Annotated in this window: 19 protein-coding genes; 4 read left to right on the forward strand and 15 right to left on the reverse strand. The window is 63.9% G+C overall.

What is annotated here, in order from left to right; all coding sequences use genetic code 11:
* Positions 1-174: 174 nt before the first annotated feature.
* Positions 175-2136: an ATP-binding protein gene (locus IVB46_RS22170; protein ID WP_247308990.1), complete on the forward strand. Its 1962-nt coding sequence runs from the start codon at positions 175-177 to the stop codon at positions 2134-2136.
* 11 nt (positions 2137-2147) lie between these two features.
* Here the strand turns inward: IVB46_RS22170 and IVB46_RS22175 are convergent, their stop codons facing one another.
* Positions 2148-4439: an FdhF/YdeP family oxidoreductase gene (locus IVB46_RS22175; protein ID WP_247308979.1), complete on the reverse strand. Its 2292-nt coding sequence runs from the start codon at positions 4437-4439 to the stop codon at positions 2148-2150.
* 240 nt (positions 4440-4679) lie between these two features.
* On the opposite strand from IVB46_RS22175, the gene IVB46_RS22180 reads away from it, so the two are divergent.
* Positions 4680-5927 (forward strand): oxalate decarboxylase family bicupin, encoded by a 1248-nt coding sequence (locus tag IVB46_RS22180; protein WP_085401753.1) that lies wholly within the window; start codon positions 4680-4682, stop codon positions 5925-5927.
* Positions 5928-6022: 95 nt separating this feature from the next.
* Here the strand turns inward: IVB46_RS22180 and cydB are convergent, their stop codons facing one another.
* The 13 genes from cydB to IVB46_RS22245 all read right to left on the reverse strand — a co-directional run bounded on the left by cydB (position 6023) and on the right by IVB46_RS22245 (position 17623).
* Positions 6023-7009: a cytochrome d ubiquinol oxidase subunit II gene (gene cydB / locus IVB46_RS22185; RefSeq protein WP_071915318.1), complete on the reverse strand. Its 987-nt coding sequence runs from the start codon at positions 7007-7009 to the stop codon at positions 6023-6025.
* Between the two features lie 2 nt (positions 7010-7011).
* Positions 7012-8421 (reverse strand): cytochrome ubiquinol oxidase subunit I, encoded by a 1410-nt coding sequence (locus IVB46_RS22190; protein WP_063984287.1) that lies wholly within the window; start codon positions 8419-8421, stop codon positions 7012-7014.
* An 18-nt stretch (positions 8422-8439) separates the two neighbouring features.
* Positions 8440-9978 carry a malate dehydrogenase (quinone) gene (gene mqo / locus IVB46_RS22195; protein ID WP_247308977.1) on the reverse strand — a complete coding sequence of 513 codons (1539 nt, stop codon included), beginning with the start codon at positions 9976-9978 and terminating at the stop codon, positions 8440-8442.
* A 42-nt stretch (positions 9979-10020) separates the two neighbouring features.
* Entirely contained in the window at positions 10021-10425 is a 405-nt protein-coding gene (locus IVB46_RS22200) for a hypothetical protein (RefSeq protein WP_166351885.1), read from the reverse strand.
* On the reverse strand, positions 10422-10847 hold the full coding sequence (locus IVB46_RS22205) for a hypothetical protein (protein ID WP_247343482.1): 426 nt from the start codon (positions 10845-10847) through the stop codon (positions 10422-10424). The genes IVB46_RS22200 and IVB46_RS22205 overlap by 4 nt, the downstream gene beginning before the upstream one ends.
* Before the next feature lie 13 nt (positions 10848-10860).
* On the reverse strand, positions 10861-12297 hold the full coding sequence (gene fumC, locus IVB46_RS22210) for a class II fumarate hydratase (protein WP_247308975.1): 1437 nt from the start codon (positions 12295-12297) through the stop codon (positions 10861-10863).
* A gap of 164 nt (positions 12298-12461) precedes the next feature.
* A complete protein-coding gene (locus IVB46_RS22215; protein WP_247343485.1) occupies positions 12462-13049 on the reverse strand; it encodes a YoaK family protein in 588 nt (195 codons plus the stop codon).
* Between the two features lie 96 nt (positions 13050-13145).
* On the reverse strand, positions 13146-13982 hold the full coding sequence (gene fdhD / locus IVB46_RS22220) for a formate dehydrogenase accessory sulfurtransferase FdhD (protein ID WP_247308970.1): 837 nt from the start codon (positions 13980-13982) through the stop codon (positions 13146-13148).
* A 3-nt stretch (positions 13983-13985) separates the two neighbouring features.
* Positions 13986-14585 (reverse strand): HdeD family acid-resistance protein, encoded by a 600-nt coding sequence (locus IVB46_RS22225; RefSeq protein ID WP_166351877.1) that lies wholly within the window; start codon positions 14583-14585, stop codon positions 13986-13988.
* 137 nt (positions 14586-14722) lie between these two features.
* On the reverse strand, positions 14723-15346 hold the full coding sequence (locus tag IVB46_RS22230; protein WP_247308968.1) for a histidine kinase dimerization/phosphoacceptor domain -containing protein: 624 nt from the start codon (positions 15344-15346) through the stop codon (positions 14723-14725).
* 38 nt (positions 15347-15384) lie between these two features.
* Positions 15385-15885, reverse strand: coding sequence for a DNA starvation/stationary phase protection protein (locus tag IVB46_RS22235; protein WP_247308966.1), 501 nt, complete (start codon positions 15883-15885; stop codon positions 15385-15387).
* Positions 15886-16010: 125 nt separating this feature from the next.
* Positions 16011-16574: a cytochrome b/b6 domain-containing protein gene (locus tag IVB46_RS22240; protein ID WP_247308964.1), complete on the reverse strand. Its 564-nt coding sequence runs from the start codon at positions 16572-16574 to the stop codon at positions 16011-16013.
* Positions 16571-17623, reverse strand: coding sequence for a catalase family peroxidase (locus IVB46_RS22245; protein ID WP_247308962.1), 1053 nt, complete (start codon positions 17621-17623; stop codon positions 16571-16573). The genes IVB46_RS22240 and IVB46_RS22245 overlap by 4 nt, the downstream gene beginning before the upstream one ends.
* Before the next feature lie 356 nt (positions 17624-17979).
* On the opposite strand from IVB46_RS22245, the gene IVB46_RS22250 reads away from it, so the two are divergent.
* The gene (locus IVB46_RS22250) at positions 17980-18873 is read left to right on the forward strand and encodes an SDR family NAD(P)-dependent oxidoreductase (RefSeq protein WP_247308960.1); all 894 of its coding nucleotides are present in this window, start codon (positions 17980-17982) and stop codon (positions 18871-18873) included.
* A 230-nt stretch (positions 18874-19103) separates the two neighbouring features.
* Entirely contained in the window at positions 19104-22007 is a 2904-nt protein-coding gene (locus IVB46_RS22255; protein WP_247343488.1) for a winged helix-turn-helix domain-containing protein, read from the forward strand.
* 262 nt (positions 22008-22269) lie between these two features.
* On the opposite strand, the gene IVB46_RS22260 is transcribed toward IVB46_RS22255, so the two are convergent.
* Positions 22270-25122, reverse strand: a complete 2853-nt coding sequence (locus tag IVB46_RS22260) for a winged helix-turn-helix domain-containing protein (RefSeq protein ID WP_247308956.1) — start codon at positions 25120-25122, stop codon at positions 22270-22272.
* Between the last annotated feature and the right edge of the window lie 100 nt (positions 25123-25222).

Genomic DNA, 25222 nt, shown 5'->3' on the forward strand with positions numbered 1-25222 from the left:
TCCCGCGGCAACATCCCGGATCTGCGCGCAGGTGTTCACATGGTGACGCCGTGCGTTTTGACAAAGGGTCCGCGAAAAAGCAAAAGACCGGTTTTCCACGGTGCGGTACATCGCTTGCATCCCGCGTCCGGACATCCGGGCTCGGGAATTGGTCTCCTGCCCGGCGAGTATCTCTTGGACCTCTTCAATCTGCTGGCCCAGCCCGGACTCGCTCACGAAGGCAAGGAACCCGCGACGGCCCGCCACCCGGGGACGCTCTGTCGCGCATCGTGGCCCGACCATTCGCGCTACGCCCATCCCGCCCTTTGGGTCCTGGGAGGCGTCGCGCTCGGCGTGTTGTCATTCACTTGCTTCCTGCTCGGGATCGACCTCACCACCAGCGCCCTCGCCCTGCTGGCCGTCATTCTCGTGTTGTCGTTGCTTGCGATCGCGAGCCTGGTCAGGCGGCAGCACCGGCTCGAGCGAGAGGACGTCTTGCGGCGGCGTCAGGTCGCCTATCTCGCCGAGGCCCAGAAGCTCAGCCACACCGGCAGCTTTGGCTGGAACGTCGCCAGCGGCGAGCTGTTCTGGTCCGAAGAGACGTTCAGGATCTTCGATCTCGAGCCGACCTTGCCGCCGTCGCTCGACACCATCCTGAAGCGTACGCATCCCGACGATCTCAATGCCGTACGCGAGGCGCTCGATCGCGCCGCGAACGACAGGAACGACTTTTCCCTGGAGCATCGGCTGATCCTGAACGATGGCTCGATCAGGCACATTCGCGTGGTCGCCCGTGGAATGTCGGAAGATCGCGGACAATTTCGGTTCATCGGCGCGGTCATGGATATCACCGCCCAGAAGAAGGACCACACCGAGCTGGAGCGGAGCGAGCAGCGGTACCGCCACCTGTTCGGCCGCATGCCGATCGCCCTCCGTCAGCTCGACGCCAGCCGATTGGTGGTGCTGTTCCGAAAACTGCGGGCCGAGGGCATCAAGGACCTCGGCAGCTATTTCGACAGCCATCCCGACTTTCTCCGGACCTGCATGGACGCGCTCTCGTTTCAGGAAGCCAACGAACGGGCCATCCAGATGTTCGGAGGAGGCGTCGACGGCTATGTCGGGCGCTCCATGTCCGACACCTGGAAGGCACGCCCGGATACGTTTCGGCGGGCCATGGAGTCCCGCTTTCGCGGTGAAACGAACTTCGAGGAAGAGACCAAGATGGTGACGTGGGACGGCCGCGTCGTCGACGTTCTCTTCACAACGGCCCGCGTCGGCCCAATCAATGATCTCGAAATAAGCCTGGTCGCCACGATCGACATCTCGCAACGCGTCCGCGCCCAGGACAGGCTTCGGCAGGTGCAGGCGGAGTTCGCGCATGCGGCACGCGTCTCGATGCTCGGCGAGCTCACCGCCTCCATCGCGCACGAAGTCAACCAGCCTTTGGCCGCCATCGCGACCAACGCCGCTGCCGGTCTGCGCTGGCTGAACAGGCCGCTTCCCGACATGGCCGAGGTCCGCAGTACAATCGAAAATATGGCCACGGATACGAGGCGGGCCGCGGACATCGTGGCGCGTGTTCACGGGATGGCTTCGCGCAAGGCGCCGGAGCGTGCCGTTCTGTCGCTTGACGATGTCATTCGCGAGGCGCTTCTGTTCCTGCGCCACGAGATGGAATCCCGCGGCGTAACGATCCTGCATCGGCCCGATACGGAAGCTGCACTCGTGCTCGGCGACCGCACCCAGCTCCAGCAGGTGATCGTCAATCTGGCCATCAACGCCGTGCAGGCGATGACGCAGGCGGGACGCGACCATGGCAGGATCGTCATCACCACCGCCGCGCAGGACGCGACGACCCTGTGCTGCTCCGTGGAGGACAACGGTCCCGGCATCTCCGCCGAACATGCCGGCCGGCTGTTCGAAAGCTTTTTCACGACCAAGGAGTCCGGCATGGGCATGGGACTGCCGATCTGCAGGTCCATCGTCGAAGCGCATGGCGGCCGCATCGACGCCGAAGGCCTTAGCACCGAAGGCCTTGGCACCGAAGGCCTTGGCGCCGAAGGCCTTGGCGCCGATCGCGGCGCCCGGTTCTGGTTTACGCTGCCGATCGCGACGCCGGCGTCATCGCCGCCATCCGGTCGGGACGCCGACGCCTGACCCCGCCTGCTCTATTGCGCCGGGGCGGTCGAGCGCACCAGGCGGATCGGGATGCCCTTGAATGACGGCGTGAAGCTGAGGGGATCACGGGCATAGAGCGGCACCAGCGGATTGGTCTCCGGATAGTACGCGGCACAGCAGCCGGTCGGAAACGAATACGCAACCACGCGGAAGTCGCGCACGATCCGCTCGGCGCCATCGGTCGACTCCGTGATCAGGTCGACGCGATCGCCGTCGGCGAGCCCGCGCTTCTTCAGTTCATATTCGTTGAGGAAGACCACGTCGCGCTGGCCGAAGACGCCGCGATAGCGATCCGACAGCGAGTAGAGCGTTGTATTGTACTGGTCATGGCTGCGTATCGTGCTGAGCCACAGGAAATCCGGATCGGCCTGCGGCGGGTCCTCGCCGCAGCCCTCAAACACCAGGAAATTGGCCTTGCCGGACGGCGTTGCCCAGATGCGCTCCCGCGCGGTCGAGGTCAGATGGAAGCCGCCGGGAATGCGGATACGGACATTGTAGCTCTCGAAGATCGGGAAGACGGCCTCGATCGCATCCCGGATGCGATCGTAGTCGCCCACAAAGCCGTCCCAATCGACCACCGTGCGCTCGCCGAGCGTCGCCTTGGCGAGGCCTGCGATGATCGCGACCTCGCTGAGAAGATGCTCCGATGCCGGCTTGTTGCGACCGCCCGAGGCGTGGACCATCGACATCGAATCCTCGACCGTGATCGACTGCGGCCCCGATTCCTGAATGTCGATCTCGGTTCGCCCGAGGCACGGCAGGATCAGGGCGGCGCGGCCATGGATCAGATGGCTGCGGTTGAGCTTCGTGGAGACGTGGACGGTCAGATCGAGCTTGCGCAGCGCGGCCTGCGTCGCCTGCCAGTCGGGTATGGCCGCGGCAAAGTTGCCGCCCATCGCGAAAAAGACCTTCACTTCGCCGCGGATCATTGCCTCCAATGCCGTCACGACGTTGTGTCCCGGCGCGCTCGGCGGCTTGAAGCCGAAGCGGTGCTCGAGGCGCTCGAGGAAATCCGCCTTGGGGATCTCCGTGATCCCCACGGTTCGGTCGCCCTGCACGTTGGAATGACCGCGAACCGGACAAACGCCGGCGCCATCGCGTCCCACATTGCCGCGCAAGAGCGCAAGATTGGCGATCTGCTGCACGTTGTGCGCACCACGCTGGTGCTGGGTAATGCCCATGCCGTAGACAAGGATGGCGCGCTCCGCCTTCATATAGGCGCCGGCGGCATATTCCAGGTCCTCGCGCGTCAGGCCGGACTGGCGTTCGATGTCGGGCCATTGCGTTCGCTTGAGATCGCCGATCAGCGCTTCGATGCCGGCGGTGTGCCCGCGAATGAAATCCCAATCCAGTATCTCCGGCTGCTCGGCCGCACGGGCAGCCTCGTCCGTTTCGACGAGGATCTTCATGATCCCCTTGAGGACGGCGACGTCGCCACCGACACGCACCTGGAAAAGCTTCGAGCTGATCGTCGTCGACGACAGCGTGATCATCTCAACCGGGCTCTGCGGCGCCTGGAAGCGCTCCAGCGCCCGCTCGCGAAACGGATTGAACGAGATGATCGAGGCCCCTCGGCGGGCCGCGTTGCGCAGGCTGGTCATCATCCGCGGGCTGTTGGTGCCCGGATTCTGGCCGAAAATGAAGATGCAATCGGCCTTGTCGAAGTCCTCCAGCAGCACGGTGCCCTTGCCGACGCCGAGCGATTCCGGCAGGCCGACGCTGGTCGCCTCGTGGCACATGTTCGAGCAGTCGGGAAAGTTGTTGGTGCCGTACTCGCGCACGAACAGCTGATAGAGGAAGGCGGCTTCGTTCGAGGTTCGCCCGGACGTATAGAACTCTGCCATGTTCGGATCCGGCAGCGCGTTGAGCTCGCGGCCGATCATGGCGAACGCATCGCCCCACTGCACCGGGAGATAGCGGTCGGATGCGGCGTCATAGGCCATCGGATGGGCGAGCCGACCGACCATTTCGAGATCGTAATCGTTCCAGCTCGCGAGCTCCGTGACGGTATGCTCGGCAAAGAATTCGGGCGTGCAGCGCTTCGATGTCGTCTCCCAGGCGACCGCCTTGCCGCCGTTCTCGCAAAATTCGAATGACGAGGTGTGCTTCGGATCGGGCCAGGCGCAGCCGGGGCAATCAAAGCCCTCCGGCTGATTCATCCTGCTGAGCGTCGCTGCGCCCTTCAGTGGCGCCCGCTGCACCAGAAGCGCCTCGCTGAGCGCCTTGAGTGCGCCCCAGCCGCCGGCGGGTTCACGGTAGGGACGAACCGATTTCGTGGTCATCTCGATATCTCGCGATATGGCAATTCACCGGGCCAGTTAAGGATCGTGCGGGCAGAGCCGTCTTTTCAAAACGAAGCCGAATTTCGCAATTGCACATGTTCGGAGCCGGCCGCAGCAGCCAGTGCATTCCGGCAAAAAGAGCGCGTTCACGGAAGCTGAAACGGCAACCGGAAACTAGGTTTGTCAGTTGGAGCCCCGTCGCTACGGAGGGCTTTTGACATTTTTCAGGAGCGACCCAAGATGTTCTCAAGACGTGATTTGCTGGCCATGTCCGCGGCAGGCGCCGCCATGGTCGGCTCCAGCGCGCAGGCCGCAACTTTCGGCAATCCGGACGAGCCGCCGCAAGGCGCCGTGAACGCCAAGAGCCCGGGAAGCCTGTCCGATCCCGGTCCTCAAGATCCGGACCTTGCCAAGCACTTCCCCTCAGCCCAAACCCCGCCCCCTACGGACGTCGGCGGCCTGCCGATGGATTGGGCCTCGTTCAACAATGCGCCGAGGCGCATCCAGAATGGCGGCTGGGCCCGTCAGGTCACGGTCGAGGATTTCGCCATCTCGAAGGAGATCTCCGGCGTTAATATGCGGCTGGCTGCCGGCGGAATCCGCGAGTTGCATTGGCACCAGGCTGCCGAATGGGCGATCCTGACCTACGGCTCCTGCCGCGTCACCGTGCTTGACACGCAGGGGCGCCCCTATGTCGGCGACCTCAAAGTCGGCGACCTCTGGTATTTTCCGCCGGGCGCGCCGCATTCGCTGCAGGGCTTGGGCCCCGATGGTTGCGAGTTCGTGATCTGTTTCGACGACGGCCACGCCAATGAATTCAACACGCTCCTGGTGACCGACTGGTTCGCCCACACGCCGCCCGAGGTGCTGGCGAAGAACTTCGGTGTTCCGGCCGACGCGTTCGCAAAGATCCCGCTGCACAACCGCTGGATCTTCCAGGGGACCGTGCCCGGCGATCTCGCCGCCGATCGCGCAGCCGTTGCAAAGCACGCCGAAGCGCCGCCCTACCCCTTCGTCCACTCGCTCGGCGGCTCGGCCCCGGTCAAGGAGAGCTCCGCCGGCAGCATCCGCGTCGCCGACAGCACCACCTTCAAGGTTGCCACCACCGTCGCTGCGGCGCTGGTGTCGATGCCGCCGGGCGCTGTCAGGGAGATGCACTGGCATCCGAATGCCGACGAGTGGCAGTACTACATCAAGGGCAAGGCGCGAATGACGGTGTTCGACACCGGCCCAAATGCGTTCACGACGGACTTCGCGGCCGGCGACATCGGCTATGTCCGGCGCAATCTCGGCCACTATGTCGAGAACGTCGGCGACACCGAGCTGCAGTTCGTCGGCGTGTTTCGAGCCCCTCGCTACGAGGAGGTGTCGCTCTCCTACTGGCTGACGCACACGCCACCCAAACTGGTCGCCCAGCACTTCAACATCGACGAGAAGCTGATCGCCCAATGGCCGGACAACAGCCCCGGCGTCATGCCCAAATCCTGAACCAGCCTCGCAAGAGTTCTGAACGAGAAAGGCGCCGAAACCGGCGCCTTTCCTTTTATCCGTGACAGCTCACGGCAACTTCGAGCGTGCAGCCGTCAGTAGTGATCGGCAGCAGGGGCCGACTTGCCGCGGAAGACTCGATAGCCGATCGCCACATAGAGCAGCATCAGCGGGAATACGAACAGGCCGGCGCCCCAGAACATGAATGCGAGACTTGCATGAGGCGCCGCGGCCTCGTCGATCGTGACGACGAACGGAATCATGTAGGGCCAGAACGACAGGGCGAGCGTGGCGAAAGCCGCGACGAAGATCAGGGCGACCATGTGGAACGGCCAATAGTCGTCATGGCGCAGGATGCTCTTGGCCAGCATCGCGGCCGCACCGGCGCCGATCACGGGAAACACGAACAGATAGGGCCGGTCGGTCCAGCGTTGCAGAATCGGAAGATGTTCGACAAGCGCATACGCAAAGACGACGACCAGGAAGACCAGGACGCCGATCGCCAGCGGCGGGATCTGGCGCCGTGCGGCATCCCGAACGGGACCTTCGCACTTCCGCACCAGCCAGCAGGCGCCGAGCAGCGAATAGCCGAAGCAGAGCCCGATCCCGCACAGGGCGGAAAAGGCGGTCAGCCAGCCGAGCGTTCCGCCGGTATAATCGCCGTTGGAGAACTGGAGTCCTTCGACCAGAGCGCCGACCATCGCGCCCTGCATGAAGCTGGCGGCAAACGAGCCCACGACGAAGCTGACGTCCCAGACCCAGCGCGAACTGAGCGCCTTGCCGCGAAACTCGAACGCCACGCCGCGCAGGATCAATCCGAGCAGCATCACGAGAACAGGAATATAGAAGGCCGACATCACCATGGCGTAGACCACGGGAAACGAGCCCCACATGATCACGCCCGTGACGATCAGCCAGGTTTCATTGCCGTCCCAAACCGGAGCGACCGTGCTCAGCATGGCATCCCGCTGCGACTCGCCGCCGGCCACACTGAACAGCATGCCGACGCCGAGATCGAACCCGTCGAGCAGGAGATAGATCAGGATGCTGATGGCAAGAAGGGCAACCCAGTACATCACCATGGCTATTCTCCCGCCCCGAGATAGCTGCGTGCAGCCGGCACCTGATCGGCGAGCGACATCGGCCGATTGGGGACGGGAACGTGGAGCGGCCTGCCGCCGAGTCCCGCCGGGCCGGCGCGCAGCAGCCGATAGATGTAATACGTCCCGAACGAGAAGATGAAGGCGTAGACCGCGACGAACAGGATCAGGGACGTCATCGCAGCCGACGCGGTCAGGAACGGCGTCACGGCGTCCGCGGTCCGCAACACGCCATAGACCGTCCATGGCTGGCGCCCCACTTCCGCGGTGTACCAGCCGGTGAGGATCGCGACCCACGGCAGCGGGAAGCTGAGGAAGATGCCCCACAGCAAGAGGCGGTTCCGATCGAGCCGATGCTTGAGGCCGAGCCAGGTCCCGAGCCAGGCCAGCCCGAGCATCACGAAGCCGCAGCCGACCATGATGCGGAAGGCAAAGAACGGGATCAGCACCGGCGGCCGGTCCTGCGGCGCGAAGCTGGTGAGGCCGACCTCTTTCGACGTCAGGCTCATGCTGCCGATGATGCTCCCGAGCACGGGAATCGATATCGCGTATTTGTTCGATTCGGTGCTCGAATCCGGGATCGCGATCAGCACCTCGGAGGCCGGTTGCTCGTCATGCCAGCGCGCCTCGATCGCGGCGAACTTGGCCGGCTGGTAATCGTGGACATAGTCGCCGACGAGATGCCCGATGAAGAGCTGGACCGGCAGCAGCACCGCCGCAAGCGCAAGGCCCATCCGCAGCATGACATGAGCCTCGGGGCGATAGGTCCGCCGCAGCAGATACCACGCGCCGGTTGCCGCCACGCAGAACGCGCCGGTCAGGTAGGACGCGAGCAGCATATGCGGAAACCGGACCCAGACCACGCGATTGAAGATGATCTGCGTCCAGTCATCAGGCACGAACTGGTCGTTCTGCAGGACGTAGCCGGTCGGCACCTGCATCCAGCTGTTGTTGACCATGATCCAGAACGCCGAAAGCGTCGTCCCGAGCGCGACCATCGCCGTCGAGAACAGGTAGAACCACGGCGGCACCCGGGGGCGACCGAAGATGAGTATGCCGAAAAAGGCCGCTTCCAGCATGAAGGCGGTGAAGGTCTCGTAGGAGAGAAGCGGGCCCTGGATCGGGCCCGACATCTTCGAGAGCACGCTCCAGTTCGTTCCGAACTGAAACGCCATCACCACGCCCGATACGACGCCCATGCCAAACGCCACGCCGAAGATCTTCAGCCAGAACGCGAACAGGGTCCGGTAGACGGGCTTGCCACTGTACTGGTGCATCGCTTCGAGCACGGTGAGCCAGGCGGCAAGCCCGATCGTGAACGCCGGGAAGATGATGTGAAACGAGATGGTGAAGGCGAATTGCAGCCGCGACAGAAGGAGCGCCGTCGGGTCCATCGAACATTCTCCGTTGGTTCACGCTCGCTTCGCGGCAGCCGGCTCACGTGCGGCCGGCTGCGGAATGTTGTCGACCTTGAGGACCGCGGCGGTCGCTGCACGAATCTGGCGACAGAAATCCGCATCGTCGATCAGCGACACGCCATAGGACGGGATGATCTGCTTCAGCTTGGGCAGCCAGGCGCTTGCCGTCAGCTCCCCGGCGAAGCACTTCTCCAGCACGCTGATGGCGATGAACGCGGCGGTGGAAGCCCCCGGTGAAGCACCGAGCAGGGCGACCAGCGAATGGTCGTCCGCGCCGACGAGCTCGGTCCCGAACTCGAGCAACCCACCACGCTTGACATTGGGCTTGATGATCTGGACCCGCTGGCCCGCGACCTGCAGCCTCCAGTCCTTCGGGTCGGCCTTCGGGAAATATTCGTCGAGTGCGGCAAGCCGGTGGCCCTCGGATTGCAGCACCTGCCCGACCAGGTATTCGGTGAGATCGAAATTGTCGCGCGCCACCGAAAGCAGCGGCTTGACGTTGGCGGGACGTATGGACTCGAAGAGATCCAGCAGCGAGCCGTGCTTGAGGAATTTGCTCGAGAAGCCGGCATAGGGACCGAACAACAACGAATGCTGGCCGCCGATCACCCGTGTATCGAGATGCGGCACCGACATCGGCGGGGAGCCGACCGCGGCCTTGCCGTAGACCTTGGCATGATGACGCTTGTTGATCTCCGGATCGTCGCAGCGCAGCCAGATCCCGCTGACCGGGAAACCGCCATAGCCGCGCCCCTCCGGGATGCCGGATTTCTCCAGCAGCGGCAGCGCACCGCCGCCGGCACCGATGAAGACGAACTTTGCGCGCACCGACCGCGTCTCGCCGCTCGCGGTGTCCCGCACTTCGACGCGCCACCGGCCGCCCTGCTCCCGGTCAAGACCGGTGACGCAGCTGTTGTAGTGGACCGCACAGCCCGGCTGGCTGACCAGATGCTTGACCAGCAGATGCGTCAACGAGCCGTAATCGACGTCGGTGCCGGTGATGATCCGTGTTGCGGCAACCGGCTCGTCGCCACTCCGTCCGTCCATCACCAGCGGCGCCCATTCGGCAATCTTCTTGGGATCCTCGGTATGCTCCATCCCCTCATAGCAATGATGGGCCGACATCGCCTTGAACCGTTTCCGGAGAAATTCGACGTTCTCCGCGCCGTGCACGAAGCTCATATGCGGCACCGGATGGATGAACGCTTGCGGATCCGCGATCGCTCCGCGACCGATCAGGTAGGACCAGAACTGCCGGGACAGATCGAACTCGACATTGACCTGGAGCGCCTTGGAGATGTCGATGCTGCCGTCGGGCCGCTGCGGCGTATAGTTCATCTCGCAGTTCGCCGCGTGGCCGGTACCGGCATTGTTCCACGAGTCGGAGCTTTCCTGCGCGCAATCCCCGAGAATCTCGCACATCTGGATCGACAGAGAGGGCTCGAGCTCCTTGAGAAAGACGCCGAGGGTCGCGCTCATGATGCCGGCGCCAATGAGGACGACATCAGTTTCGCGGTCGGAAGCTGCTGACATGGCTATTTCCTTCGTCGGGTGTTGCTGCTTTGGATGGCTCGATCAGGCCCGCACCGATTGCCGCACCTTGGCGCGGAACGGCACGTCCGCTCCCGGGCGCAGGATCACGTAGGCACGGCGCCAGGATGAATCGTCGGTCAATTTCCAGCTATGCCCCGAGCCGGCGGTGTCCTCCGCCAGCAGGATATTGCCGGGGTGGAGCAGGAAGTGGTGGCCGTCACGCGTCTGGAAATCGAGCGTTCCGCTGAGCGTGATCACCAGCTGCCGGATCGGCGCGGTGTGCCAGGCGAAAGCTCCGCCCGATTCCGTTTCCTGAAAGGAGACGCTGGCGGCATCGATCTTTCCGGTCAGGAAGTCGCCGCGCTGTCCCGGCTCCAGCTCGAGGAAGCCTTCCTCGAAATGCGAGTTGTTGTCCTCTCCGGTCCATAGGCGCACACAGCGGATCATCGTGTCTCTCCTTGCATTGTGGTTGCGCCGCCTGCGCGGCGTCGTTCGGACCGGAACGGCACCTCGGCGTCCGGCTCGAGAACCGTGTAGAGGCGCCGCCACGGCGCCTCGTCCGTCATGGTCCAATTGTGGCCCGTCCCACCGGTATCTTCCGTGAACAGGACATCGCCCGGGCGCAGCGTGAAGCTTCCATCCGCCGTTTCGAACCGTAGCGTCCCGCTCAGGGACATGACGAGCTGGCGCGCTGCGTCGGGATGCCAGCCGAGTTTCGGATCTGCATCCGTTTCGTGGAACGAAGCGGCATCGATCCGAAGCTTTGCGCTGAGCGCATCGCCCCTCGCCTCGCGCGCGAGCTCGACGACGCCATCCTCGAAGTGCGACTTGCCATCCGCACCCGTCCAGAGTCTGACGCACCGGATCATTGCCGCCGCCCTTTCAGCCGGCCTTCGCGCCGATTGCGAGCGGCACCTTGATCTCGGCCACATAGGGCTTGACCATCTTGGCGGGATCCACGATGCGGTCGAACTCCGGCTCGGTCACGAAACCGAGCTTGAGCGCCGCCGACTTCAGCGTGAGGTCGTTGTCCATCGCATAGTGCGCGATCCGCGACGCCTTGTCGTAGCCGATCACGGGCGCCAGCGCCGTCACGAGCATCAGCGATCTCTCGACATACTCCTTGATCTTCCTGTGGTTCGGCTCGGTGCCCTCGACGAGGAAGGTGCGGAAATTGGTGCAACCATCGGTCAGGATGGTAACGGACTGCGCGATGTTGTGGATGATCAGCGGCTTGTAGACGTTCATTTCCAGATAGCCACCGGCTCCGCCGAACCCGACGGCGACGTCGTTCGCCATCACCTGCACGGCGATCATCGTCAGCGCTTCGGCCTGCGTCGGGTTGACCTTGCCCGGCATGATCGACGAACCCGGCTCGTTCTCGGGGATCAGCAATTCGGCAAAGCCCGCGCGCGGGCCGCAGGACATCAGACGGATGTCGTTCGCAATCTTGTAGAGCGACCCCGCGAGCGTGCGGAGCGTGCCGGATAGCTGCACCAGCGCGTCATGCGCACCCTGGACGGCAAACTTGTTCGGTGCGCTGACGAAGGGCAGCCCCGTCAGCCGCGCGATTTCCGCGGCGACGGCCTCGGCGAAGCCCGGCGCGGCATTGATGCCGGTGCCGACGGCCGTGCCGCCCAGGGCGAGCCGGAAGACGCCCTTGAGCGCGTCGTCGATGCGGGCCAGATCGTCGGCGAGCATGCCGGCATAGCCGGACCATTCCTGCCCGAGCGTCAGGGGGGTCGCGTCCTGCATGTGGGTTCTGCCGATCTTGACGACGTCGTCCCACTGGCTCGATTTTGCCGCGATTGCGTCGTGCAACGCCTCGACCGCCGGAACGAGCCGCTCGGTCACGTTCATCGCGGCCGCGATGTACATGGCCGAGGGAAAGCTGTCGTTCGAGGATTGCGACATATTGACGTGATCGTTCGGGTGAACCGGATGCTTGCTCCCGAGCGGCGTGCCCGCAAGCTGGCAGCATCGGTTCGAGATCACCTCGTTCACGTTCATGTTGAATTGCGTTCCGCTGCCGGTCATCCAGACGTGAAGCGGAAACATGTCCTGATGTTGGCCGGAGAGGATCTCGTCGCAGACATGCGCGATCAGCTTGTGGACCTTGCCGTCGAGACGGCCGCCGGCGCAATTGGCGTTCGCGGCCGCCTTCTTCAGGATCGCGTAGGACTGGATCATTTCGCGCGGCATCAGGTCCTTGCCGATGCTGAAATGCTCGAGCGAACGCTGCGTCTGCGCCCCCCAGAGCTTGTCCGCGGCAACGTCCACTTCACCCAGGCTGTCCGTCTCTTTGCGAAGGTTGTTCATCCGTGCCTCTTGGCAGTTGACGTCGAAAGGCCATCTCGGCGCTGTTGGAAAGTGTACGCACCGCATGACGCGCACGCTTCCTTGAATGAACGTCCTTTTGCCGAATGGCATGGTGCGCGCTCCGCACCGTCAACGAGCGAAATCACGAGACTTGGATCGACGGTTCAGCTTCGCAGTTGCGGCCCGCAGAGCCAAAGAACGCACACCGACGATGCGATCGGCAGGACAAGGCTCCAGGCGTGCAGCCATTTCGTCACGCAGGCCCCGATGGCGGCCCCCGACAGGAACATCAGGCAGACCAGAAGCATGACTACGGTGCCGCGCGCCGCATCGCGATCGGACGCAACTGATTGATCGAGGGCACGGAGCATGTTGCCGGTGACGGTGACGGTGAGATATTTCCAGCGTTCGACCTGCCTGAAGCTGGCCGACTGCAGCGCGGCGCCGAAGGAGATTCCGAGGATCGTGATCATGTCCGGAATCCGATGATACAACAGCATCACCGCGACCAGGCAGACAATCTCTCCGGCGAGGCAGAGCAGCGGCGACTTGAGGCGGATTGCCAGCGATGCGCCGAGCAGAAAGGCGGCAAGCGGAAGAAGATGATGGGTTGCCTGCCGCCATTGCCCGGACATGGCGTCGATGCCGAGGAAGATAACATTGCCGGTTTGCGAGCTTGCAAACACGCCGCCGAGCGAGAGCCACGTAAAGGCGTCGAGAAAGCCGCCCGTCATGCTCAGAAGAGACGCCACGAGAACCGATCGCTCCGGAGCATGGACGACGCTTCCGGTCTCGGCGACCGGTTCCGGAGATACGGCTTGCATCGCCATGTGCGTCGGCCCGCGAGGTCAGCAGCCGGCGTGCGTTGCGGCCTCATCCGGCAGCAGAACGCGACGCGGGTGCGTGAATACGCCGTATCCGTCATCGCGAGCGATCGCGAGCAGCGTGATCCCCGCTTCATCCGCGGTCTTGATCGCGAGTGCGGTGGGTGCGGATACGGCCACGATGACCGGTGCGCCGAGCATCGCCGCTTTCTGCACCATCTCGACCGAAACGCGGCTGGTCAGCAGTACCGCGCCATCGCACGCCGATCTCCCCTCGCGTACGATCGCGCCGGCGAGCTTGTCGAGCGCATTGTGCCGACCGACGTCCTCTCTGACCAGGCCGATGCCGGCCCGCGGATGCCAGAAGGCCGCCGCGTGGACGGCCCGCGTTTGCTGATTCAGGATTTGGTGCGGAGAAAGGGCCTGCATGGCACCCAGCAGGTCGCGCGCGTGAAAAACGATGCCCCGGCCCTTCACCCGCGCCGGCGCACGGCGAGCCTGTTCGAGGCTCTCGATGCCGCATAGCCCGCAGCCAACGGGGCCGCTGATGGTTCGGCGCCGTGCAGCCAGGGATGCCGCGCGGTCGCCATCGAGCCACATCCGAACCTCGACGCCGAGATCGTTGGGAATCAGCTCGATGCTGCTGATCTCGCTCGCGCGTTCGACGATGGCCTCGGTGAGGCTGAAGCCGATACCGAAATCCTCCAGATCTCCCGGCGTGCCCATCATCACCGCTTGGGTCGAGCCGTTATAGGTGAGCGCGATCGCGGTCTCCTCGGCAACCAGCCGCGAGGTCGACTTCGTCTGACCGCCGCGCCAGGCAATCTCCCAATGCCGGGTGAATGTCGAGCCTTTCGCCATGACTCATACCGTCGCCGGCTGGGACGAATGGCGCGACGCGCGGCTCTTGAGCGCGATTCCGAATGCGATGAATCCCCATCCCTGGAAGATCAGGTCGACGACCAGCATCACACCGAGCAGCCACAAACCGATGGCGGGCCAAGCCGCAACCAGCATGACACCGACGCAGAAGGTCAGGACGCCCGCAGCCACGATCCAACGCCAGCCCGCGGCCGGCCGGATATGGAACCCGGCCCAGATCCTTATCACCCCGGCTACGACAAGGAAGGCACACACTGCGAGAGACAGCGTGAATGAAGCCAGGATCGGATCGTAGAGTATGATGGCCCCGGCGGCCGCATAGACGATCCCGGCCAGTAGCCAAAGCAGGAATCCCCGCAAGCCGCGCACTGAAAACGCTTGCACGATCTGGAAAATGCCGGCGACCGCCATGGTGGCGCCGATGACCAGTACGGACGCGAGGTTCGCCGCCATCAGATTGGCAGATGCAACACCGCCGAGGATCAGTTCGCCGACACCCAGCGCAACGAACCAGCCCCATTTTCCGGTGATGGCGTGGATGGCCCATCCGAGCGAGGCCTTCGAGTTCGACATGTCCGTCATGGCTTGACCCTTGTTCGCACGACGATCCGCAGATCATGAATAGGGCAAGCGTATCGAGATCTGTCCCAACTCATCTTTCGAGGTCGCAGCGATATTATTTGATCCGCACGATACGGATCGTTGCGCGAGAGTCGCGACTAGCGCGGGATGGTCACGACGGTCCTGAACCCGTCGGTATCGCCGCGGCCGTCGACTGTCCCGTGCAGACGCGCCGCAAGCGTATCGACGATGGAGCGGTCCTCTTCCCGGTATCTGCTCTCGTCGGACGAGCCGTTGTCCGTGACGCTGCACGCAACCGACGTCGCCGTGAGCCATACTTCGAGACGAATGGCGCCTGCTCCGCAGTGGGATACGTGGCGCACCGCACCGGTGATCAGTTCGAAGACGATCATCCCCAGCAGCCAGCAGCGCTCGGAGCTCATCTGCAGTGGATTCAGCAGCAGCGAGAGCGCAATACCCTTGTCTTCGAGGCTCGAGCGGCTGATCGATCGGCACAATTGCTGAAGATAGGCCGCCAGATCGACGGTGGTGGTGAACTGCGGCATTTGCAGCGCGTGGTGAAGTTGTGCATGACCTTCCAGCCGGTCCTGCACGGAAGCGAGGGTCGCCCTCGCTTCGATGCCGTCGCAACGGTCGGCCGCCTGCGCCACCAGATCAATCGCCGAGGCGAGCTCGTCGTCGATCCGATGCGCAAGCTCACGCAGCAGCAGGCGCTCCGCCTTGACGCCGCCATCCGGCAGGAGTTCCGAGAGGCTGCTCATCCTTCACCCGCCTCCCGGCCCAACGGCGTGCTTTGCACTTACGGGTTCTGGCCGCTTCGGCCGGTCTCGTAGAGGAACCAGATGCGCCGTTCCGTCTCGTCGATCCAGTTTTCCAGGACGCTCGCGGTGGCGACATCGCCGTATTCGTCGCAGAGCTCGTGGACCCGGCGCATTTCCCGCGTTAGCTGCTGGTTGTCGCTGCGCAGCTCGGCGAGCATATCCTGCGGGTCGACATAATCGGCATCGTTGTCGAGAATGCGCTGCTCGCGCGCGATGTGGCCGATCGAGCGTAGCGTCGTACCGCCGATCTTGCGTGCGCGTTCGGCGATGTCGTCAGTCATGGCGAAGATCTTGTCGGCCTGCTCGTCGAGCATAAGGTGGTAGTCGCGAAAGTGGCTGCCCGACACGTGCCAGTGGAAGTTCTTGGTCTTCAGGTAGAGCGCGAAAACGTCGGCAAGCAGCGCTCTCAGCGCGGCTGGAACGTCCCGGTTCGCATTGGCTCCGAGATCCGTCGGGCTTTGGAGGTCTGCTTTGGTCATGGTCGGCATCCTTGTGTTGGAGGTTGGAAACATCTAACCGCGCGGTGCGCGAGGAATCTTTCCAGCGCGAAAGATCCTTTTGGGATCGCACGCCTGCGAGGGGCGCCCGCTGGCGCGCCGCGGGTTCATTTCACGTGTGTCACCCTGTCCCGCAGCGGCAGAAGCGACATCGATGCGAATACGCCATCGCGACGGATCAATGCGTGGAATAGCCCCGCCGCCAGATGCAGCAGCACGAGGGCAAAGAACGCGAAACCCAGATAGACGTGGGCATTCCAGAGCAGCGTGTGCATCAGGTCGCTCTGCGGCAGCAGCGCGGGAATTCGGATCCCGCCATACAGGACGACCGGATAGGCCGCAGCCCAGAGCATGCCGAGGCCGAGCAACGGCATGACGATCATGAGGCCATACAGGAGCTGATGCGACAATCTTGCTCCAAACTTCATGGGTCTCGAAAGATCGGCCGGCAATGGCGGCGCACCGTAATGCAGCCGCAACGCCAGCCTGATCAGCACGAGGACCAGCAGGATGACGCCGATCGTCTTGTGGACCAGGATGAGCGGCAGATATTTCGGCGCGACCGTGGAGACCATGCCGACGCCAATGAACAGCATGGCGAGGATGCAGACCGCCATCAGCCAGTGCAGAACGCGCTGGATCAGGGCAAAACGATGAGGAACGCTGGTCATGGCTTGGCGGTCTCGGTTCGCGGATAGTCCCTGGCTTCGGACGCACGCAGATCGTAGGATTTGCGGTAGACCGATGAGCGTGCAGCCGGGAACGGATCGTCCGACACCCGGATTCCCTGTGGCAGGACCGCCGGATCGAAATTGATGTCGCGGCACGGTCCATCGCGCTCCGGCTCGATCCGCTGCACGATCAGCGTTCCGACCGCAACCTTGCGACGGTTCTCCGGCCAGACCTTGCTCGGATCCGCGGTCGGGTCGCCCGGATCGGCGACGGTCGTGACCATGGTCCATCGCAGTGGACCGGCGGTCCGGACCCGTTCGGTGATCTCCTGCTCGAGATAATCCGGCCCGCGCTTTTCGAGGTCGGCCTGCGAGATCGGAACGGGTTGCGCCGAGGGCAACAGCGACCATCGCACGGTGTGGTCTCCGCCTCCGGCGTCCGTGAAAACGAAGCTGTTGAGGCCGTTATAGGGCTCCTCCGCATAACTGCCGGTCCAGGGCGCCGTCTTGGCCCAGGCCGCGAAGGGGCCGAATTCCGGGTTGGCGTGAATGAACGCCTTCATCGCCTCCGGATCCTTCTTGCCGGATGCGATCAGCAGATCGTGAAATGCCTGCGGCGTGGAAACCGCGAAGAAGGGCGGGTTGATCATCGCCATGCGCCACTCTTCGCCGTCTGCCGTCGTGATCATCAATCCCAGGCCGCGGACGCGCACGGTCGCATCGACCGCGTTCGGATCGGCCGTGCCGAGATTGAAACGGCCCAGGGCCGGATAGCGCCCCTGCGCGAAGACCTTGGCCCGGGAGAGTTCCGCGCCGCTTCCATTCGCCTCGAATGTCCCGGTGAAGCAGATTCCCTTGGCATGATTTCGCCGGTGCCCGAGCGGCGGGCCGCTCGGAGGCGTCAGCGCCGCGATCATCCGTTCCGGCGTCAGACGCCCCGGCGAGAGCCATCCCGCAGTGTATGCGAAGGCAGCCGCGCCGCCGCCGAGGACGGCCGCAATCAGGACGAGGGACCCAAGCCCCGAACGTGGTAGCTTGCCTTGATTCATCCGGTCTCCTTTGCGATGCGCAGACCGCCTGGCGATCGGGTGCGCGCGGCGCTCTATCGAGCGACGCAGCCTCCTTGTAGCCGGCGGCCAAGGCCCGATCTTTCGAACCCACCGCCAATTTCGCGAAGGCACGCCTGAACTGTCTTCGGCGTTCGCCGGACCGGATCCGGCTTCGGGCATTCTCGAAATTTTTCGTGCAATTTGACAATCGATCGTGATGCCCGAAAAGACCCACCCTGCGCCCCGCCCTATTCCAGATGCGCTTCGCACGATGGCGGCGGTCGGCTCCCGAACGATGGACCGTGTCACGACGGGGCCGCCAGCGCCGCAGAGGCTGGAATGCGATTGGGAATCGAATGAGCAAAGTGATCATCGTCACGGGTGCTGCAAACAGCATCGGACGAACCACCTGCCGGCAACTGATGCAGGCAGGCCACACGGTCTACGTTTCAAGCCAGGAAATGAGTGGCTCTATTGCGCAAGGGATCGAGGAGGCTGGATCAAATCCCGGCCAGCCCGGCCCCGATCTCCGCACGATCGAGTTCGAAGTCTCTTCGGAATCCTCAGTGACCTCGGCCGTTGAGACCATCATCGCCGAAAACGGACGCCTCGACGTGGTCGTGCACAATGCCCGGCAAGTCGTTTACGGACCCGCAGAAGCCTTCACGCCGGAGCAGCTTGCCGAGCTCTATGATACCAACGTCCTGATCGCACAGCGCCTCAATCGCGCGGCGTTGCCACAATTGCGCAAGCAGGGTCAGGGCTTGCTGATATGGATCACGTCAAGCAGCGCGCGGGGCAGCTCGGTTCCGTTCCTCGGCGCCTGTGCTTCAACGGAAGCCGCCCTGGATTCGCTGGCACTCAGTTACGCCGGCGAGCTCGCACGTTGGGGCGTCGAGACGACCATCATCGTTCCCAGTGCTCTCGGACCCGGCCACTATGTCCGATCCGGCCGGCCGCAGGATACTGTTCGGGCGGAAGAATACGCGGATGGTCCAACCGCCGACGTGAGTGAAATCGCGCTTGCGGGACTCGCGCAGCTTTCGCCGAAGGATACGGCCCCACAAGATGTCGCAAGCACAGTTGCGAATGTCGTGAACATGCCGTTCGGACAACGTCCGCTGAAAGTTCATTTCGGCCCGGATGACGATGGGGCGGCAGCTGTCGACGCCGTCGCCGACCGCGCTCGCACGGAACTGTTCCGCCGGATCGGCCTGGAGGATCTTCTCAAGCCCGTGTTGATCCGATGAGATCCCCCATCGGCGGAGATTTCCCCAATCGACGGTCGTTTCCTGAAAAATCAGGACTCTCCCCGGAGTTCCCTGCCCTCCGGACGAAAGTGATCGGCGACATCCATCGGTGATCCTTTACCGCGATACTGCCGGATGTTACGTTTGAAGTTGCCACCGCGGTCACACGTTTCGGCCCGAGTTCAAGTCATAGAGTACGACGAGTCGGTCGTCGGATTTGATATTTCCAAATGGTCCACCGCTGGCAGAGCAACGCCACAACAGCCACGAACGGACCCTCTTTCCATGAGAGCTCCGCTCAAGAGATTTTCGTCTTTGGGCCGTTTCGTCTGGACGCTTCGCAGAGACGGATCGAGAAAGATGGCAATCCGGTCCAACTGTCGGCTCGCGCATTTGACCTTCTGCTGACACTGATCCGGCATGCGGGCGACGTCGTCAGCAAGGGCGATCTGATAGCCAGGACATGGCCAGGCTCCAGCGTCGATGACAACAGCCTGCGCGTCCATATCGCAGCACTCCGCAAGGCGCTCGGGGACGGCAATGCCGGCGCCAAATATCTGAGCACGGTCTCGGGACAGGGTTATTGTTTCGTCGGTTCGGCCGCGAGCCCGGAGCAGAATCAACCTGCACCGACCAAGCCTGTTCGCGCGCACAACCTGCCGGCGCATCCCTGGCAGATGGTGGGCCGCGAGCAAACCATCCAGGATATATCGGAAAGGATCAAAGCTCAGCGTTTCATCACGGTCGTCGGCCCGGGCGGCATCGGCAAGACGACGGTCGCTGTTTCCGCGGGCCACGCCCTTCTCGCGGAATTCGCCGGCCAGGTTCACTTCGTCAGTCTCGGCGAGACCCGCGATGCCGCTCTGGTGCCGGCCATTGCAGCATCTTCGCTCGGGCTGCGGGCGCGATCGGACGACCCCTCAAACAACCTTGTGGCATTCCTGCGCGACCGGCGGATGCTGCTCATTCTGGATTGCTGCGAGCATGTCGTCGACGCCGCGGCGGCGCTGGCCGAACGGCTCTACCAGGAGGCACCGCAGCTGCACATCATGGCCACGAGCCGGGAGCTGCTGCGGGTCGAAGGCGAGCACACATATCGTCTCTCGCCTCTGACAAGCCCGCCGGAAAACGCCGTTCTGACGGTCGAGAGCGCGATTGCCTACCCCTCCGTAAAGCTCTTCGTGGAGCGCGCGGCCGCAGCTGGAGGTGGGTTCGGATTGACGGATGCGAACGCGTCGGACGTCGGCAACGTCTGCCGTCGGCTCAATGGCATCCCGCTCGCGATCGAGCTCACCGCCGGCCATGTGACCGCCTACGGCGTCAAGGCCATGGTCCAACTCCTCGAAAAGCACTTCAATCTGCTGTGGGAAGGACGACGCACGGCGCTGCCCCGGCACCGTACGCTTCGCGCAACCATCGAGTGGAGCTACGATCTTCTATCCGGGCCCGAACGGGTGGTTCTCAGCCAGCTATCCGTGTTCGTCGGCAGCTTCACCGCCGATGCGGCCCGAGCGATCGCCGGCAGCGATCCGACCAGCGACGACACGACCATGGCTGGGCTCGACAACCTCGTGGCCAAGTCGATGCTTGCCCTGAACCAGGGCTCGCAATCGATCCGCTACAGGCTCGCGGACGCGACGCGGGCCTACGCGCAGGAGAAGCTCGCCGCCAGCCCCGACGCCGAGATCGTGCCGCTACGCCACGCCTCCTACTTTCGGGATTTGCTTGAAAAGACGGCCGACGAGCCGAATGAAGGCCTGTCGTCGATGGCCGATCAATTCGGCGACATACGCAGCGCGCCGGCGTGGTGCTTCTCGGATCGAGGCGACCGCAGAACCGGCGTCGGCCTCGCTGCGGCAGCGATCCCCCTGTTCTTCAAGCTGTCGCTCTTCACCGAATGCCAGTTCTGGGTCACGCGCGCAATCGAAGCGCTTCATGAGACGGGCGGAAGTGTCAGGCACGACCTCGCACTTCATGCCGCGCTGGCGTCGGCGCGGATGCTGACGGGACAAATCGACGAATTGGGCGTCGGCTATCTCGACAGAGCGGTCCGGTTGGCCGAGACAATTGGCGATGTCGCCGGCCAAATCCGCCTGATTGGCAGACTGCATCTGCTCCAATTGCTCGTCGGCAATTTTGACGATGCGCTGGCCACCGCAAAGCGCGGCGAAGCGATTGCCCTCGCCAGCAGCGATTCCGTCGGGGTGGCGCGCATGCGCATGTTGCTCGGAACGTCGTGCCACTATCTGGGCGAGGTTGCCGCGTCTCGCTCGTACGTCGAAGCGGCGCTGTCCCATCCGGGACTGGAAGGCGACTCCCGCGGCGGCCTGACGTCCGATTACCCGCGGCGTCCTCAAATCACCCTCGCCCGCATCTTATGGCTCGAGGGACATCCCGATCAGGCCACGGCGACCGCCCGCCAAGCCATCTCCGATGTGATCGCCATCAACCATCCGACCATACTGTGCATAGCGCTGCCCTGGGCATTCGGCGTTTTCCTTTGGAACGGGGATGTGGGGGTGTGCGAGGAGCACATTGACAGGCTCCTCGTGGAGACCCGCAAGCATAATCTCGCCACCCTCCAGACGGTCGGCGACGCCATGAAAGGGATTGCGCTGTTGGCTCGCGGCGAGAGTGATATCGGGCTGGCCATGCTGAACGCCTCCGTCAAGAAGCTGCAGAGCCAGCGCTACGGCGCGGCGGCCGGACTTTGCGTGCCGCTCGCGGAAGCTCTGGCGGCGGCAGGTCGTGGAGATGAAGCACTCGATATCCTCGATCAGGCGATTGCCCGGGGCCGGCGTCGCAACTTCATGGTGGAGATGCCGGACATGTTGCGGGCAAGGGCGGAAGTGCTGATCCGCAAGGACAATCCCGACTTCCTGGAGGCGGAGCGGAGCCTGGCGCAGTCACTTGACCTTGCCCGACATCAGGGGGCGCTCGGTTTTGAGTTGCGCACGACAATCGATCTTGCAAGGCTATTGCGGCGGCGGGGCCGCCGCAGTGAAGCGCAGGACGTGCTTGCGCCCGTCTATGGACGATTCACCGAGGGGTTCAATACGCCCGTCCTGAAAGCGGCCAGCGAATTGCTGGCCGAGTTGGCGTCTCCGCCTTCGGGCTCGCTCGCCGCGAGTTGATAGCCCTGACACACTCGCGTGGGGGGCGCGAACCCGCAGTGGCCCAGGTCGTGCGGCTGGCCGCGATGCCGTGCAATCCGGATAGAAGCGCGCGGCGTGGATAGACCGCCGCAAGGAGCCGGCGCATTCTTGGTCCGGCAATAGGACTTCGAAGCCAACGTTCTGGAGCACGGGGGATGCGGCGCTCGCCGAGGCCGCACCTGCGTCCGATGACATGTATCGGACGCCGCCCCCGGGGCATCCTGGAGCACCGCCCGTACCATTAGGTCGAAAACTCCGTCATCATCGCTCTCGCGAGCCTGAGATCCGTGGTCTCGAAACCCTCGGTGAATTTGCCGTACACAAGAGCCAGGATTTGGTGCGCATCGGCGGGACGGCCCTGACTCGTCCTCAACCGCGCCAGGCTGATGGCCGCCCTCAGCTCCCAGAACAGCGCGCCTTGGCCGCGCGCCACTTCGAACGCCTTGTCGAAGCACTGCTCGGCAGCGATAGCCGAGCGACGCTCGCCGGGATGCCGGAGCAACTCGCCCTTGATGCGCCAGAGCTCGGCCGCGTACCACCGCTCATCCCTCGCCTCGCAGCGCGCGAGCGCCTCGTCCGCGGTCGCAAGCCCCAGCGATACTTCGCCGACCTCTCCGAGACACGCCGCCAGTTCGCCGAGAGGAAGCAGGAAGCGCGGCAGGAAACGCGCCTCGCCCGCCAGCTCGAGCGCCTTGCGCAGCAACGTCAGTCCGGCGGCGACATCGCCACGTCGCGCCATCACCATGCCCCTGAAGGCGCGCGCCCACACGTTCCACAGACGGATCGGATGACGTTCGGTGTGCTCGAGCAGCATGGTGCAATAGCCTTCCGCCGCATCGAGATCGCCGGCCAGGAAAGCAATCGGACAGGCACCCTGGCCAAGCACGCTGCAGAAGGTCAGAGCATGACCACTCGCTCGGCCCTCCTCGACATTGCGCTCGACGACGCTCAGTGCCTGATCCGCCAACCCGAGAAGCCACAGGATGCGCGCCTGGAAATAGCGTGCCGAGGCTCGCAGGTCGAACCTGAAACGGATCACCTGCGGCTTCGCCGCCAGATCGGAAAGGCGAGACAAGGTCCGCCCAATGTGATGATGCGCCAGCCGCTGGTCGCCGAGGTAGTGCAGCGTGGTGGCAAGCAGCCGATCGCCCATCATCCGGTCGACCGAATTTTGGGAATCGGCCACGATATCCGCGAAGCGGTGCGCGAATTCCAACGCCTTGCGGAACTCGCCGTTGTTGAATTGATCGATGCACAGCCCCCAAAGTGCGCGCAGGAGATAATCGCTGTCGCCGAGCTGCTCGGCCAGCTGCAGAGTCGCAGCCCAGGCCGGACCGGCCTCTCGAGCCCTGCCAACGCCGTACATCAGTGACCAGCCAAGCGCGGCCGATAATTGCATGCGGAGCCGCAAAGCGCCCGCGGCGCTGCCGTCGAGGCTGGCCAACGCCAGTTCGGTCCGCTCGCGGCACTCGGCGAGGAGCGACAATTGTACCCATAACGGGACGGCCCCTGCGGTCAGCGCCACTCCGATCTGCGCATCTCCGTCGGGCGAGAAAGCCCAATCGAGGCTGGATCGTACGTTGTCGATGTGCTGGCCATAGAAGCCGAGCCACTCCGCCTGCGGCTTCACTTCGCTGTCAGCTTCCGCATTCGCAAAGAACCCGCCATAGTATCCGGCCTGGCGGCGCGCGACGCCGGGAAATTCGCCGCTGGCGTGAAGCTTTTCCAGCGCATAGGCGCGCGTGGTGTCCAGCAGGCGATAGTACGGGCGCTCGCCGCGAATATCCGCAAGGACGAGCGACTTTGCCACCAGGTTGGCAAGCTCCGCGGTGACGTCGCCCATCCCTTCGCCGGCGACCGCGATCACGGCATCGAGCAGAAACTCTCCGGCAAACACGCCGAGCCGCCGCAGGACCCGCGCCTCGGCGTCCGGCAGTAGATCGTAGCTCCAGTCGAGCGTCGCACGAAGCGTTTGCTGCCTGGGCAACGCAGTACGCCGGCCGGTCGTCAGAAATTTGAACCTGTCGTCGAGAAGTGCCGCGATCTTCGGCGGACTGAGCATCACGGCGCGTGCCGCCGCGAACTCGATCGCGAGTGGAATGCCATCCAGCCGGCGGCAGATGGCTGCGACGGCATCGAGGTTCTCTTCGTCGAGCGCGAAGCTGGAGCCCAGCGCTTTCGCTCTGGTCGTGAACAATTCCACCGCCGTGTAGGCCGATGCGGCGTCAGACCCGAGCCGGACTTCGGGCGGCACACCCAGGGGCGGAACGCGATAGACATGTTCGCCGTCAATGCGCAGCGCTTCACGACTTGTCGCCAGGACGATCGTTCCGGAACACTGGCTGACGATCGTCTCGGCCAGTTGGGCCACGGTATCAACGACGTGCTCGCAATTGTCGAGAATGAGCAACAACTGCCTGGCTCCAATCGCGCGCGCTATGGAGCCCGGGGTGATCTCCTCCCCTTCGAGCTTGATACCGAGCGTGCTGGCGACGGCCGAGCACACGAGCTTGGGATCGGGCAGCGAGGCCAATTCGACCAGCAACCGGTCGGCCGCAAAACCGGCTGGCGGCGTCCTGGCAGCTTGTAGTGCAAGGGCCGTCTTGCCGATCCCGCCAGGCCCGACGAGGCTCACGACGCGATAAGCCGACAGAAGCTCCCACAAACGCGCGACCGCGGTGGTGCGGCCGATGAGAACGAATGATGCATTGGGAATGTTGGTCGACGGCAGTGGCTGGGGTGCGGCAGATTGTAGCGGGGCATCCATCTGCCGGGTCCGCCATGAACCCAGCAGGCGATAGCCCCGGCCGACCGTTGTCGCCAGCATGTCACGATCCGAACCAAAGGCCTTCCGGATCGCCGCGATATGGACCCGAAGTGCACTCTCCTCGACGAAGACGCCGCGCCAGACACGCTCCGTCAGGTCATTCTTGGTTACCAGCCCGCCTTCGGCCTGAGCCAATTCCGCAAGAATCTCAAAGGCACGACCGCCCAGAGGAACGGACTCTCCCATCGAGCGCAGTTCGCGTCTGGCAAGATCGATCTCCCATTCAGCGCAAGCGTAGACGGGGCGCTGGTTTGGCTCGGCCATCATCGGCATAGCCCCAGGCTGTTGCTTGATCTTGCGCCCAGCGTATCACCAACGCTTTCAAAATACACAATCTGTCCGGCGACCAAGGCCGCCAGACACTCGC

It is taken from the genome of Bradyrhizobium sp. 61 (assembly GCF_023073075.1).
Classification (GTDB): Bacteria; Pseudomonadota; Alphaproteobacteria; order Rhizobiales; family Xanthobacteraceae; genus Bradyrhizobium; species Bradyrhizobium barranii.